This is a genomic window from Pseudobacteroides sp. (genome assembly GCF_036567765.1).
Classification (GTDB): domain Bacteria; phylum Bacillota; class Clostridia; order Acetivibrionales; family DSM-2933; genus Pseudobacteroides.
Genome location: NZ_DATCTU010000007.1, coordinates 69,300 through 84,501, shown reverse-complemented (window position 1 = coordinate 84,501; position 15,202 = coordinate 69,300). Strand labels below are relative to the sequence as shown.

General features: G+C 38.8%; 15 protein-coding genes. All 15 read right to left on the bottom strand.

Annotated elements, in window-relative coordinates:
• Positions 1-97 precede the first annotated feature (97 nt).
• Positions 98-2,347, bottom strand: a complete 2,250-nt coding sequence (locus VIO64_RS01670; RefSeq protein ID WP_331914589.1) for a phage/plasmid primase, P4 family — start codon at positions 2,345-2,347, stop codon at positions 98-100.
• Entirely contained in the window at positions 2,340-2,780 is a 441-nt protein-coding gene (locus VIO64_RS01665; RefSeq protein ID WP_331914587.1) for a DUF4406 domain-containing protein, read from the bottom strand. Before VIO64_RS01665 ends, VIO64_RS01670 begins: the two co-directional genes overlap by 8 nt.
• A gap of 4 nt (positions 2,781-2,784) precedes the next feature.
• Complete coding sequence (locus VIO64_RS01660; RefSeq protein WP_331914585.1) at positions 2,785-3,546, bottom strand: phage antirepressor KilAC domain-containing protein; 762 nt, start codon at positions 3,544-3,546, stop codon at positions 2,785-2,787.
• A gap of 103 nt (positions 3,547-3,649) precedes the next feature.
• Entirely contained in the window at positions 3,650-5,590 is a 1,941-nt protein-coding gene (locus tag VIO64_RS01655; protein ID WP_331914583.1) for a DNA polymerase, read from the bottom strand.
• 78 nt (positions 5,591-5,668) lie between these two features.
• Positions 5,669-6,217, bottom strand: coding sequence for a DUF2815 family protein (locus tag VIO64_RS01650; protein ID WP_331914581.1), 549 nt, complete (start codon positions 6,215-6,217; stop codon positions 5,669-5,671).
• Positions 6,218-6,221: 4 nt separating this feature from the next.
• Positions 6,222-7,361 carry a DUF2800 domain-containing protein gene (locus tag VIO64_RS01645; protein ID WP_331914579.1) on the bottom strand — a complete coding sequence of 380 codons (1,140 nt, stop codon included), beginning with the start codon at positions 7,359-7,361 and terminating at the stop codon, positions 6,222-6,224.
• Positions 7,351-7,695, bottom strand: coding sequence for an rRNA biogenesis protein rrp5 (locus VIO64_RS01640; RefSeq protein ID WP_331914577.1), 345 nt, complete (start codon positions 7,693-7,695; stop codon positions 7,351-7,353). The genes VIO64_RS01645 and VIO64_RS01640 overlap by 11 nt, the downstream gene beginning before the upstream one ends.
• Positions 7,658-7,894: a hypothetical protein gene (locus tag VIO64_RS01635; protein ID WP_331914575.1), complete on the bottom strand. Its 237-nt coding sequence runs from the start codon at positions 7,892-7,894 to the stop codon at positions 7,658-7,660. The genes VIO64_RS01640 and VIO64_RS01635 overlap by 38 nt, the downstream gene beginning before the upstream one ends.
• Before the next feature lie 87 nt (positions 7,895-7,981).
• On the bottom strand, positions 7,982-8,512 hold the full coding sequence (locus VIO64_RS01630; RefSeq protein ID WP_331914573.1) for an RNA polymerase sigma factor: 531 nt from the start codon (positions 8,510-8,512) through the stop codon (positions 7,982-7,984).
• A gap of 400 nt (positions 8,513-8,912) precedes the next feature.
• Positions 8,913-9,101, bottom strand: coding sequence for a hypothetical protein (locus VIO64_RS01625; protein WP_331914571.1), 189 nt, complete (start codon positions 9,099-9,101; stop codon positions 8,913-8,915).
• A 197-nt stretch (positions 9,102-9,298) separates the two neighbouring features.
• Positions 9,299-9,676, bottom strand: a complete 378-nt coding sequence (locus tag VIO64_RS01620; protein WP_331914570.1) for a hypothetical protein — start codon at positions 9,674-9,676, stop codon at positions 9,299-9,301.
• Between the two features lie 116 nt (positions 9,677-9,792).
• The gene (locus tag VIO64_RS01615) at positions 9,793-10,992 is read right to left on the bottom strand and encodes a hypothetical protein (RefSeq protein ID WP_331914569.1); all 1,200 of its coding nucleotides are present in this window, start codon (positions 10,990-10,992) and stop codon (positions 9,793-9,795) included.
• A gap of 54 nt (positions 10,993-11,046) precedes the next feature.
• A complete protein-coding gene (locus VIO64_RS01610; protein WP_331914567.1) occupies positions 11,047-12,930 on the bottom strand; it encodes a hypothetical protein in 1,884 nt (627 codons plus the stop codon).
• Positions 12,931-12,951: 21 nt separating this feature from the next.
• Positions 12,952-14,208 (bottom strand): hypothetical protein, encoded by a 1,257-nt coding sequence (locus tag VIO64_RS01605; RefSeq protein WP_331914565.1) that lies wholly within the window; start codon positions 14,206-14,208, stop codon positions 12,952-12,954.
• Between the two features lie 31 nt (positions 14,209-14,239).
• Positions 14,240-15,187 carry an AAA family ATPase gene (locus tag VIO64_RS01600; RefSeq protein ID WP_331914563.1) on the bottom strand — a complete coding sequence of 316 codons (948 nt, stop codon included), beginning with the start codon at positions 15,185-15,187 and terminating at the stop codon, positions 14,240-14,242.
• Between the last annotated feature and the right edge of the window lie 15 nt (positions 15,188-15,202).

Sequence of the window (15,202 nt, the reverse complement as noted above, 5' to 3'; positions counted from 1 at the left end):
AATGGCATTTTCCTAACTTTATATATAGTAAAATTTTTATTTCTTAAGAAAAGTTATATAATAGACCATCATGACCTACATATTTATAAAAACTGTCTTATTCCAGAAATTCAGATTTCAGCCTAAACCCTTTAATAAAGACACCTTTAGGGGTCCTGCGTCTTTCAAAACCCTCTACATCAAGTGCAGTATAAAAATCTGTCGTACTGCGGATATATTCACCCGTCTGCATACAGAAAGAACGATACTCGTTATAAACCTCTCCGGACTTTGCCGAGTATGTTTCATCAACTTCACAACGTTCCATGAAAAAATGTGAAAGCCAGTCATTGTTGTCCTTGTATGCCTGAATGGCATCCTTTACCTTTTGAGGAGGTTCGATTTTATAATTGTCTTCGATTACCTTTTTTGCACCCTCGATCACCCAAGCGAGAACTGCACCACCTGCATTCTCAAAAAGATAATCCGCATAGTTCTTCACATCCTGCTTGCCTTCGATCTTTGCATGAAAAGGAATCACAATGAGCCTTCGCCATGTGCCTTTATCAATCGCCCCAACCTTTGGCAGGTGATTGGTATATAGCACCAATGTGTGGCTGGGAGTATAGCTGAAGGGATCTTTATATTTCTTTTCTGCATATATTTCATCTGTGGAGCAGAGTTGTTTTACATTTGAGGTGTTAAGGCGCATCCCTTCTTCGAGTTCAGCAGCAATCAATAATCTTTTGCCCTTTGCCTCTGCAAGTTCTGGTTTCACATTCCTATGACAACCTACGGTAAGCATATCTGCAGAAATATTTCCGCTATATGTACCAAGAACTCTGGACACTACATTCCAAAAAGTGGACTTGCCATTTCGCCCCTCACCATAAGCAATAATCAATGCCTCCACATATACCTTGCCAATTGCGGAAAGACCCACGATTTTCTGAACATACTGGGTGAGTTCTGCATCATTGCAGAAAAATGTCTTTAATGCATCCTCCCATATTTCTGCACCTTCATTACCGGGGTCCACCGTTGTTTGTTTTGTAATAAAGTGTAGGGAGTCATGCTCCATTAAAACACCCGCACCTTTTCGCAAATCATAAGTAGCAGAGGGTGTATTCAACAAAAATTCATCTGAATCAAGTGTCCGTTGCTCAATTAAAAGCTGTGGACGAGCCTCTTTTAATGCTGATGTAATATATTTAGAATCCCTGCGTTTAATGGCATAGTTCCTATAAGCCGTTGCCGCCTCGTAAACATCAAATGTGTGTCCCTGTTGTTTATTAAAAGCATTAGCTGCCTTCTTTGCTCCCATTGCCACCAATATTTCTGCCGCACCGTTTTTAAGCATTTCAGCCATTGCTTTTTTTATTTCTGCTTCAGCCTCCTCAAGCTGTCTGGTAGTAAGTTCCTGTGCTACCGCCTGCGACTTGGGTTTTGATTCCTCCCAAAAACTGCCGTTATATACGATATAGTCTGTTGCAGGTGAATACCTGAGTGCGTTGATATACTCCCTTGCAAGAACAACCGCCTGACCCACATCAGAGAAATCATCCGGCTTTAACAATGAGTTAGTGTTATATTGCTCCGGTGGAATGTACCCCTCTTGAGAGGCAACACGCTTTCCAAAATTAATAGCACTGTTCCATATGACTTTCAGTTCGATTTCATCAAGTGGGGGAACACACTTTTCAGCTACTTTCAGAAAGCGAGCATAAGCCTCTTCGTTATTGCCATAACGCTTGATGATTTTCCCGGCAAAATGGGACATGGTGCTGTTACGCTTGCCCTCCGGGATTTGCTCCTGTTCGTTATCCCAATTTTCAAAAGCCATTTCATTGAGAAACTCAACAATATTTTTATTGCCATTGTAAATCTCAACCTCGGCATTATCAGTACCATAAAGAAATCTGGCAATGTCAAGAGCCTTGCTATCAAAGTAAGGAAACTCATCTGAAATTCTCTGTTTTAATCCTGCATATTCTACTGGGTCTGTTATCATTGGAGTCATAAAATACACATGAAATCTTGGACGGGCAGATCTATTACCTTTTTGCTTCATATGATTTCTACTGTAAACAACCACAAAAGGTACATTTTCAAATGCTGTGGCAACATCAACTGAGGTCACCCAATCTTTGGGGTCATCTGAGTGGTCATTATCACAATCAAGTGGCACATTATCCGCACTTATAAAATTATCATTGCTGCGATAGTTATTCTTATATCTTGCCGTTACATGGTCATGGGAGATAGCTGCAAGAAAACTTTCCTTGTCAGTAACCACCACTTGATTGGGATACAGACAATTTGCACTGTTGCCAATGCAGTCTGCAGTGTATAAAGTGAAGTTAAGCATATTCTTCAACCTCCTTCATCTCCCAGTTGAACCATTTAATTTTCATTCTGCGTTTCTTTGCTACACCAATTTCACGAGCCATACCCTTACTGATAACTCCGCCAAAGACCCATAACTCATTACATTTTCCAAGCAACACATAATTAAAGTGCATTGCAAGTTCCCGTTCTTTCTCGATATCATCATCCATAAACTGCGGATACATAAGATGAGGAGTGACAGGAATACCACTTTGTTCTGCTGTGAATCTACTATACCTCTTGGCATTGTTTACATTGTTTTCAATATCTCCTGCATACGGGCTACACACATACACCAAAGGGCGATAGGCAGCCTTTTTATCAGCTACCATCTCCTCACGGTGGATATTGGTAAGAGCCTCATATGTGGTTGGGTCAAAGTACCCTTCGTGATTGAACTTATCAATACCCATCCTGTTACACCTCCTGTTCAATTAGTGGAGGCATTCCATCTGCCTTCATTAATCCGTAAATGAAAAGTCTCCCTTTTTGTGTCCAATAGGTATGAACCTTGATATGTTGATCACCTTGAGTTCCCAAATAACTGTGGGTTTTGGTGCTGGTATACCCTTTTTCAGCAAACTTCTGATACAACAGCCAAATCTCACCTTGCTTGAACTGCACACCTTTTTCATGAAGATAACGATTCATCCAAATTGCTGATTTCCCATAATCCTTTGCAATTGCTGATGTAGAAATAAGGTCTTTACAGTTAAGCACCACATCGTAATAACTGGCTTTCGGTTTCATCTCTGTAATCTGCTGATTCTGAATTGCCACAGTATCAACAAGTTCTGCATTTTGCTTTTTCATCAATGCAAGTTGATTATTTGCAAACTGTAATGCCCTTGCCATAACAGCCTCTGGCGAGTTCCATGCCTCTTCTACTTTGATGAAATACTGACGGAACTTTCTGCCAACCTCAGTACGCTGAATCATACAAAGTTGCTTTGCCATATCAACAGTAAGTTGATGATCTACCTTGTTCTGACCTCCATGCATCTCGCTTCCCAAATTTGAGAAGCAAGTTTTATAGTCACTTCCTTCTGCAAATCCGTACTCACACATACGTTTCATCCAGTCTGCATATTTTGTCCCCACTTCCAAAGCAGCATATAATTCTCGTCCACTCACAGTAGGGCGGTCACTGTCAAAACTGATTCTGATTAATTCGTTCATTACGAATTACCTCCTGAGATTTATTTGAAGGTCTCTACCTTCCTAAATCCCAGTCAAAAAAAAGCAAGGAGTTTTTAACCCCCTGCTAAAAAAATATTTATAATTAATCTTTTTTATAAAATTGACATTCAAATCCATCGGCACGAAGCAGCAGGCCTTTTGCCCACAGAGGTGTTCTACCCATCTTTTCACAAACATCCGCCAGCTTAACATTATGGTCAGCCTCTATGATAATTTCATCATGCACATGCCCCACAATTCTATAGTTGCAAAGATTCTTCAATGCATAGCACAAAATATCACGGCTGATAGCCTGAACTATGTTTTCCACGAATTTCGGGCCATAACTTTCCAACCTCTCCCACTTTTTTGTGGCTCCAATGCCCTCATAGTTAACAGACTCACCACCAAATACATTTACACCCATGCGAGGTTTCACATAACAAAGCCGTCTTCCGGATGGGAGTGTAATAAACAGCATTCCACTTTTATAACTGACTCCAATACCATTAATTTCATCGGGTATGCGATTTTTTACACAGTTTTTTACTACACGGTCAACATCCCACCACAGCTTTGTAATATTAGGATTGGAATCTCTCCACGCCTTAACCAGTGGCTGCAATTCATCTTCTGCAAGGCCCATTTCAAGTGCGCCCATAGCTTTTAAGGCACCAACGGAGCCTCCATAACCCAAGGCTAATTCCGAAATTTTTCCTTTTTGTCTTAAGTGGCCATTGGTACCGTTTTTCTCAACAGGGACATGGAACATCCTGCTTGCACTACTGCAGTAAATATCTCCACCGTCTGCAAACACATCGAGCCTCCACTGTTCTCCTGCAAGCCAAGCAATAACACGAGCCTCAATTGCAGCGAAGTCTGCCACAATATATTTCCTGTTGTTTTGTGGCACAAATGAAGTGCGAATGAGTTCTGATAACACATCCGGGACAGAATCATAAAGAAGGTTCAGGGCATCAAAGTTGCCACTGCATACCAAACTCCGAGCCTGCTCCAAATCGGGCATATGGTTTTGGGGTAAATTCTGTAATTGTATAAGCCTGCCACTAAAGCGTCCTGTGCGATTTGCACCGTAAAATTGAAACATACCTCTTGCACGGTGATCCTTGCAGACTACATTTTGCATTGCCGTATATTTCTTTACACTGGACTTTGCCAGTTGTTGACGCAGTTCCAATACCTCTCCCAGTTGTTCTGGTGCAGTTTTTATCATCTCTGCCACAGCCTTTTTCCCAAGGGTATCTGTTTCCAATCCGTTATCTGCAAGCCAATTCTTCATTTGCAATACAGAATTCGGATTGTCGAGATTTGTCGCTTCTTGCATAAGTGCCGTCAGCTTTTTGTTAGAATAATCATCAATGGCTATAGCCTGCTTCACAAAAGTCATGTCAACACCAATGCCACGGTCATTTATTTCCTGGTCCAGATGATATTCATTCCAAATAGCATCCTGCACTGGAAACTTGGATAATTTCTCTTGTATTGCCAACTCCACTTCAACATCACGCAGGTTGTATGATTTAAACTGCTGCCATTTATCGGTATCATGCTCTGGCAGATTTCTAGTTCGACCACCATTAATTTTTGTGGCAGTGCAAGGGACACAGAAGTATCGAATAAGGTTTTTACCCTCGCTTAATTTTTGTTTCTCAAGACCAAGCACAGCACCGACACCCTCCAAAGAAAGAGGCAAACCCAATGTTGCCGACCACACCATAGTGCAATGCCATGATGTTGGTTCAAGATAACGTCCTGTTTGCATACCGAGGAATCTGGATAAGCATATACGCTCAAACTGAGCATTGAATGCCCATTTTTGAACGGCATTATCAGAAAGTGCATTCATTATTTCCTCCGGTATCGTTTCACCACGAGCAAGGTCAACAACCTTTATATCACCACCATCTACGGAATATCCAAACAACATGATTTCAAAATCACTGCTTTCGGCATAGCGGTAAACTCCTGACTTTTGTAGATTCACACTAGAAAATGACTCAATATCAATTGATATGGATTTCATTTATATAACCACCCTTTCAAAGCGAACAAGGTGACGAAGATAATCCTCCGTCACCCCGTCCGTACAGTTATTTTGCAATTATGCCAAGAAATCATCATCCTCAACAGTAGTGAAATCATCAGCAGCATTGGTTCTACCGCCCAAAGGCTCTCCGTCCCTGACTTTCTGAATGTTACCCAAACCGCAGGCAACACCCTTATTTCCGTTGGAGTTGAAAGCGTAGAAGTTCAACGATACTCTTGCATAGCAGCCGCTGTAAACTTCACCCCTATCAAGAATCGGTCTGACAGCTTTATCCACAATCTGAGGAGCGGTAGTGCTGTTGGCATTAACGAAGTAATGTCCCTTATAGGCATCATCGTCACGTTCCACATCCCCGTCACGAAGAGGAATTTTAATAGCTGACTTGTTTGGCTTTTTACCGCCAAACTTAGAAATACCTTCTTCGATTGCAGCATCAATTGCCGCATTGATTGCGTTGATGGTTTCGATGTCATCCTTTGGAATAAGTACCGATACACTAAATTTCTCCGCACCGCCGTTAATTGATACTGGCTCCCAGCCGTGGAAGTAGGAAAGGCGAGTGTTTTTACCTGTGATAACTTTTGTATTAGTCTGATTTTTCATAATATTAATCCTCCATAATTTCGTTAAATTCGTTTTTTACATCTGATACATTGATAGCCGCACGTTTATCCGTTATTGGAACCAGTGTAGGCTTGCCCGGTGGTTTATAAATGAGATCACCGAGAACCTCTTCAAATTTTTTCTTGCCCATCAGTTTCTGCATTTCGGTTAATGTAATAAGGCTCTGACAGTAGATGTCCTTATATCCATTGGCCTTGGCTGTTTCTGCCACAGCTTCTTCATCCTTGTACTTACGTACAGATCGACCCTCTACTACCTTAAAACCGTTCCACAGCTTGCCATGATTGATGGCGGCGTCCATTGCGTAGGCCATGATTTCATTTGCCCATTTTGTAAGGTCAGGTAGCTTTTCAAGGACCTCTTCAATTTCAGAATCCGAGAGCAAAGGGGGTAGCTTGAACTCCAATTGAGCCAGTTTTAAATTTTCCTCTGCTCTTGCACGGCACTTGATAGCTGCACGGCAGAAAGTACACCACTCACCGGGTTGGTATTCCCCCTCGCCCTTAATAGCTATTTGAGCCTTTGGTTTCAGTTCTTTTTCCGCCCAGTCCGTTAATTCTTCCACAGAAATAGTCCATGTGCTGACATTCTCTCTTCGTGGCTGGAAGATGCTCATTGACACCTCTTTAAAATCATAAAGGCTGTCATAGATTTCCAAAGCGCCTAGTGCATACAATTTCATCTGCGGATTTTCTACCGAATCCACAAGCACTCCCATACCATATTTAAAATCGATAATGTGCAGTTTTTTGTCTGCAATGATGATACAGTCAACCGTACCAAAGCCTTGAGGCACATAACGTGAGAAATCAAGTTGCTGTTCAATTATCACAATTGGATCTTTGCAATCCTGCTTTGCCAGTTCCAATTGCTCCAATACAAACTCCACATAGCTGTCACTGTGTTCTTCCATTTCGTCAGAATCAAACTCTGAAACAGGACGCTTGCTCCTTATATGTAGTGCCTTCCGCAGTTTGTGTTCACAAAGCGCATGAGCGGCAGTACCTTCAGCAGCAGCCGTGCTTTCCTTTTTTTCAAAACATTTCTCCAACATGGCAGATGGTAGACAGTTTAGCCACCTGTGAGAACCCGATGCTGAAAGGTCTGCGTGACTATTTCCCATTAGCAGCTTCCTCCACGTCTTTCAAAATGTTAGCGTAATGCACAGGGTCAACATCACTCAGTTTAGTGCCACCATACTTTTTGATAATGTCACGCACTTCAGCCGTCTTTCCTGCTTGGCTCATATCAGCCAGTTTTGCTCTGACATCTTCAAGCTTGATTTCCTTTGCTTTCTTTTTTTCCGTTTTCTGTGCTGCTTGCCCGTTAGCAGGAGCAGGCTCTTTGACTGATGCGGTAGCCTCAGTTTCCGCCATTGCATCACAAAGCACCTGTAGGCTATCTGCCAAGGAGCGAACATCAGAAATTACATCCAACAGCAGCTTTACTTTGCTCATTTTGCACCTCCTCAACTATTTCATGGATTTCAACCGACTCAACGGACTGTCCGGGTGTTAGCACCAAGATTTCTGTGTTCTCCCCCAAAAGAGCAGTTAACAGTTTTCTTGGAATGCTGCGGATACCGCCTTTTAGAACCATTTGCTTTTGACCCTTTGGATCAGTAACATTGATGCAGACCTTATGTTTTAAGCCCATCTTTTTCACCTCTTCCTGTGAGGTAATCACCTTCACAAATACCAGTCAAAAAAATGTAGGGGGTTTTTAACCCCCACATAAAACTTTTCAAAATTTCTTTTTTATCTGCTCATAAATACGATTTATACGCTTGTGAATATTGGGAATACTTGTCCCCAATACCTCCGCTGCCTCAGTAAGGGTCATACTTTGAATGACTACCATTTGGTAAAGTTCCTGTTGCTCCTTGGTCAGCGTTTCTACAACATCACGCAAACGCTCTACTGCAGGCGATACCTCTTTTTCTAAAGAATAATATGCCTCTTCAAGTACTTTACTTTTGTCCTGTGAAGTACCATCTTCACCATCAGAAGCATCAATAGAGATATTCCAGTTCTTTGGTGCAACCTCACCGGGATGAGCCTCTTCCCATTCTTTAACCGCTGCCTTTTCCTGCTTATCCATCTTAGGCCTGCTGTTTTTGATGTTAGTGTAAACTTCGTTGTCATCCAAACTGTGTAATAGTTTAATGTCCACCTCTGTAATACCGTCCTTACCTGGCCTGACCGTGACCTTCCCATTGACACCATAATAGGTGTATGTACCTCTCTTGTTACTCGGTGTTTTCTTAAATTTCATTTTGTATTCCTTTCCGTCCTGGCATTGAGCGGCGGAATACAAAAAGAGCCTGTAAAAAAGATGTCCACAGACTCCGCTTGTCCTTAAAATGGGCGCACGAAATCACGGTGGGTGCATCTTCATTCCAAACACAGACCTTATTGCTGTGTTCTGAACTCTCTATGCATCCCGCCGTCCTAATGCGCATCTCGGACATTGAGATTTTATTTTGAAAGCATTTTTGCTATCTATAAACTTAATGTATCACGGAATTTTTTTTAAAAATGGACACGCTGTGTCCGGTCAAAATCTGCGAAAATAAAAAAGCCAGAGTTATCTTTTTTCAGCCTTTATGGCTTACTTAGATAACTCCGGCTTTTTGTTCCACGATTGTTTACGGGACAGGGTGCGGTAGTTTCCACTATATTATTTTATTTACGGCCTTTGCAGCCTCTACTTGATAGACCACATCTTCCCAAGGAATTTTTTCATATTTGTTTTTGTCTATCTTTTTTTCAAGAAAAACCTTACCGTTTTCAATCACAACATCACAAAATCGTGTGGGTACCTGCTTATCACTATGCAGGATTCTGATTGGAGTTTTTATCAATCTGGTTTACCTCCCTTTACATATTTTGAAATCAGTTGATGTATTTTAGGTGTAATTTTCGCATCATATTCAGAGGTTTCAATCAAATCATACAATTTATCATCACCTTCGAATCAATGGCAAAATTGCCCATGTCGGGCGAACTATACTTTGAACCATAAAATTTCAATGATCCGAAGGATATAATTCAAAAGAAATTATTTTATCTTATTTGCTGCCGCTAGCCATTTCTCAAGGGATTCATCATCGATTGTGTAATAGATCTCACCAGACAAGCCTATGTTTTCAATAACATTAACCTCTTTTGGAAGAGTGTTTTTTATTGCGTTCACACGCCCGGCAGTCAATCTGCCCCAATTATCCTTAAAGAAACGGTCTACCCAGACTTCTGCGTAAACTCCATTTACAACTATACCCAATGTAATTCGTGATGGTTTGTATTCGGTTGCCCAGCCAAACCCCTTAGGATTAATGTATTTGCCACTCTTATTATGCTTTTTCTCATAACCCTTGTGTCCTTGGGTCACGGCGTATTCACCAGTTTCATAATAAAACGAGATAATTTTTGCTTCCATAAAAAAATCGCCTCCATACTGAAATGTATCCGCGTGGCCACTTGGATTAATACCAGTATAAAGGCTAATTTTCATCTAGTCATTCAATGTGCAAATTTCAAAAAATCTGCACGGTACTATTTTAATAATTCATGAATTGCTCTTCCGACAAATTTGTCTACAACAGCTTCTATTTCATGATAATCATTGTCTATTTTTTTGCAATGTTCAACATACCTTTGTTGAATGTCCTGTATCAAATCACTCTTTTCATCTTCGTTTTTCTGTTCTTTTAGTTCTGTTAAAAGGTTCTTATACCGCTCTAATTCCTTCTCACATCTATGAATATTATTTTCAAGAATTTTAATTTTTTCGGTAACCGATTTCTCTTGTGGTTCACAAAAGTTCCCTTCAGATATCTGCGTTGCTATATCTTTCCACTCTGCATTCTTATTCCTTGTATGTTCCAAAACATGCTGATTATTTTTTAGCAAATTTTTATTTGCAGAATAATTAACCTCTAGTTGATAATATAATTCTTTTTTCATGGTAGGGGATGCTTGATTAGGATTACCACACGCAGCCCATCTCATAAAATCATTATCCTCAAATATATATTCCTTAAAATTGGAATTCCTGACCTCTTTTGACTTTGGCAGATACCAGCGAATCATTTCAGCAATAAGCCTATCGATGCTTATGTTATTTTGGTGCAATTTTTTATCTATTTCTTTGTGATAGTCATCATCTAGAATGCCCTGTCTTTGCAATTCTTCGATATTAGAATCATAAGCTAAAGACATTACAGATTCACCTCTAAAGAGATAATAATTCATAGAATCAAATTGCTTCGTAAATTGTTTTAATGATTCGCCAACATCCTGTCTTTTAAGTGTAATAAGATTTACTAAAAATCGGGTCATTTGTTTTACAAACCGCTCCGTCCAATCGGTTACATTTTGAGCAACAAGATGACTTTCCAAGCAAATAATTGCTTCAGCCACAATCGTACGAACTTCTTCGTCTATATCATTAATTACATCTTTGTAATAATCACTAATAGAAGTCCCAGAAATCTCATCCACCTTTGCATTCGTTCTTTTTAATGGGTGCCCTTTAAGGTTTCGCAACAAGATAGCTATTAAATCCGCCACTTCTGGAATAAAAAAGAATTCACTATTGATATTGCCTTCTTCAACTTTAAAATCATCTATATCAAAACCGTACATCTCACATATTCTTACCAAGCCTCTTCTAAATTGATCCCTAGAAAGACCTGTCATCACCATCATTTCTTCTTGTGTATAATCAATAACTCTTCCAGACGTTTTAGGCATTAAATCACCCCCATAAAAAACGGACACACCATGTCCGTTTTTCTAAAAATTTTTTTATATTTCTACCCCATATTGGGACAAATACTCTTGAATTGCCCATAAAGGCTCTGGATATTTAACGTGAAGAGCCTCATTTATCCATTGGTGATTAGGGTTCATGGGATTCAACGGGCAACCAAGAACCGCCATCAATTTTTCACTGATGACAGGAGGGAGATTTAGTCCAAAGCAGATAAGAGCTGCGGTCTCTACCTTTGGTGCTGTTTCGCCTTTGACAGTACGGCTGATTGTTTTAGGATCACGGTCTATAGTGTCACCGAGGTCGGTGTACTTCATCTCACGCCAATCAAGAATTAACTTCATGCATTGCTCTGGGTCATCAGTCATTTTGCGACGAATTTCCATAGCTTCAGCTTGCTGTTTCTTTCGCATAGCGACTTGACGTTCCTGCGGTGCATTTTCAAACCCATTATGATACTTTATTTCAAACGTAATATCACTTGGTTCACGGTTTAAAAAACACGCAGTATGATATGTGTTGTCGACCTTGCTAGTGATGCTCATATCAAATACAAGACAACACTCATCCATATGAGAACGGGCATATCCAGTTAAATCAAGTTTACCATTTGCATCACGCTCTACGTAAAGCGGTGCATTATACACGAAGTGGTTATCTATAAATAGATAATCTCCATTTTCAGTTAATGCACGAAGTTCCGCATTCATAAAACGCTGAATAGCAGCATCCTGTGAACTTAAAGAAAATGTCTGATTAACCTTGATGGAACCTTTGCGGAAGCTATGAGGTTTTACATAATGACCATCTAGATATGTATAAGTTCCAATTGCCTCTTCAAAATCTAATTCAACAAGACGAATTTTTGCTGCTTGCCTTGACACCCCAAAATTTGTAACTAAAGCAGTAATTACCTTTTCCATCACATCTACAGTATGCCTAGCATTGGTTTCACGCATAAATTTTGAGATGTATTCAATTGTTTTTGCCCGGAAAGAATCTGCCGGCATTTGAATTCTAGGAGTAAGCTGATTTGCTTGTTTTTCCATAAATTCAGTAGATTTTCGTGCAATTGCCGATGCAGCACCTCCAACCACTTCACAACTAATATAAGAAGCTGTAGTGTTATACAGTTTTTCAAGTTCAAACACCTTTCGATGTTTAACCCAATGGACACACTCATGTACAATCGTATTATTAACAGAACCAAGATTTCGGAGCAAAAACATTTTCGGATCCACAACGATAGTTTTCCCGTCAATGTGTACTGGAACATTGCATTCTGTATTTACATCATACATTTCAGTATCTGTATCTATAAAATATAACTGTCCAAACACCGATGTGTCTTCTCTTATACATTGAGTCTGGATCGTTAATCCTAGTCTTTCAGTTAGAACATTAGGGTCAACCCATACAGGTGGCTGACCATAAGGAGTAATCTTTAGTGCTTCAGGATAATATTCCTTTAAAAATTCATTGGCTACTTCATCAAGTTTTTCATATGGAATAAAGGGGACAAGTGAATCATCCATCGGGTTTTTAGTACGGTTCTTTCCATTGTAGCCCGATACATCATAAATCTCAAAGTCTTGCAGACTGCAAGCAAGGTCTCCACGGCAACGAACCATTATCCAAATTTTCTTTTCCTCAGAATTATCATAATGGTAATCAGCTTCTGGAATTTCAAATATAACGGACAATGCCACATCAAACTGAATTTTCATTTCCGGCAAATCATCAACCCAGACATGTTCAACTTTAATTTCAGCAATTTCTGGCTCTCCAGCTTTATGAATTCTGTACAGTTCAAGATCTAAGGAATCCATGTTTTCATGTAAATATTGCTCGGTCACTGCCCAGAATTGGTTATCAAATGTCTTTGCCACATATTCTGTAAATGAACGATTGACCGCCATATGAACTCCCCCCTACATCGATCAATTTAATATATAAGTTTGCATTACTTCCTTGATATTCAAATACTGTTCAATTATTTTTGTACCTGTTATTCGATCTCCTAAATAAGCAGGTGATAATGAAAAATGCAGATTTGAACATGTACAATTATATGGGAGTATTAAGGCACTATATATTTTAGCGCTCTTCGAAATCCCACCTCTAAGTATCTCATTATATGAAAATTGCTTATAATTTAAATCCGAGACGCTATAATAATATTTAGAATCAAAAATATAAATAGAATCATCTTGTTTTGCATGATGATCTAACCGTATTTTAAACTGGTGTGAAGAATCATCAATTGAAAATTCTTTTGCTTCAAATCTAAAGGGCGATGCTACAAAACTTGTATCAAATATAATAGAATTGGAAACTTCTTCAACACATTTAAAATACCTATTAAGGTACGTTGAAACCATCCGCTCCCATATTTTATCAAAATAATTGATTTTGATATGTATATCACCGCCTTTTGGTGATTTCTTATATTGTTCAAAAAAACTGATTAAGTGTGCTATCAATTTTTTATGAGTATCTTTAAAAGTTTTACTATTAATTTGACGCAATTGTTGCAATGTATATTCTCTATGTTTGATAAAGTCAAAAGAACTACTCTTGTAACCAGTTTTGGGTAAGCTAATAAAATATGGAAAACTATTAATCGTGTGATCGATAACAAATACCATGCATTCACTCAGGAAAACATTCTGTTGCTTTTTTTTCTTTCTAAAAAGGGGAGAGAAAACCAAGTTGCCTTCACTAACTATAACCTGTGCCTTTTGAATCGTTTTTTTCCATGCAACTGATCCATGTGCATTAGGTTTGATTTCTATATTACTTTCACGATAAATACCATAATGACGAAAATATTTATAAACTTCAAAAAAAGACGCAAAAGGGTAGTCGGATACAAACTCCGGTTTTTCTCCGATGTATTTAGTCGCTTTGGCAGTAATAGATACTTCCTTTGTATATTTTACGATCACATCAAATAACAACTTTATATCATCTAAATTCGCTTTTTTGCCTTGATTCAAATCTTTCAACTCTAAATCATTGTAAAAATGTTTCGGAAAAACAGATAGCAAATTATCTTCATCTAAAACAAAGCCAACAAAATCAAACACTTCTTTATTATCAGACTTTAAATATTTTGTATCACCTTTTTCGAGATTAAAAGGTAATAAATCTATGCCCTCAACGTTATAATAATCTTGACCACTAAGAAACTTCATTAGATTAGCACCACCTCTATTCACCAAGGAATCATAAACTACCTCTTAGCCACAGTTCTATGCATTCTAAAAACTTATCACTAAAAATCTTTCTATCCCTTTCATAAGCATCGTACAGTTCGGAAAAACTTGTAACCGATGAATCAAACAAACTAATCCCAGTACTATAGCATGATTTATGAATATCACTCCATAAATAATGCAATAGTTTATTTTTTACTTGATTTTTATGTTCGCTTGGTGTTCCACCAATTTTAAATTCTATAAAGAATTGACCTAACTGCTTGTCTTCGCCAAGGCCTAAAAATCTTGAGTCAGAGATGAATTTATTTAAAGTACCGTAAATGTCAACCCACTTAACTATCTTTTTGGTTCCTGCATTATCTATAACTTCAAAGTCAATATTGTTTTTATATGGTCCCCCTACCGGTTCAGGCTTAGTGCTTATATAATGCCATTCAAATCTTCTTTTAAATGCTGTATCCATAACAAATACATTCTGATCACTTGTATTAACGGTTCCCAAAATATTGAAGTTAGGAGGTAATTTAATTTTGTCATCAGTAATTGCTATTATGTCTTTGGCAATGACATCATTGTTTATAAAATATTTACTATAACCTTTTTCTACACCGGAAGACTCTCTGTCCAGTAATTGAAAAATGTCCCCAAAAATAGCAGCACAATCTCCTCTTGACATTTCTTCAATTATTAGAAATACCTCTTTTGATGTATCTTCATATGCTTTTTCTAGTGCCCTTGTAAAAACTCCTTTTGTGAATTCATAGCTGATACTAGTGACGCTGCTCGCTGTTTTCTGAACTTTAGGTAGTAATTGTCCAACGAAATCATTATATGTATATTCGGGGTGAAATGTAGTTCTAAAAATTCTATCATCACCAACACCAGATGTTTTTACTAGTTCATCTACACTATAGCTTTTTCCTGTACCTGGCGCACCATAATAAACTATTTGCATTTTAGTATTCTCCTT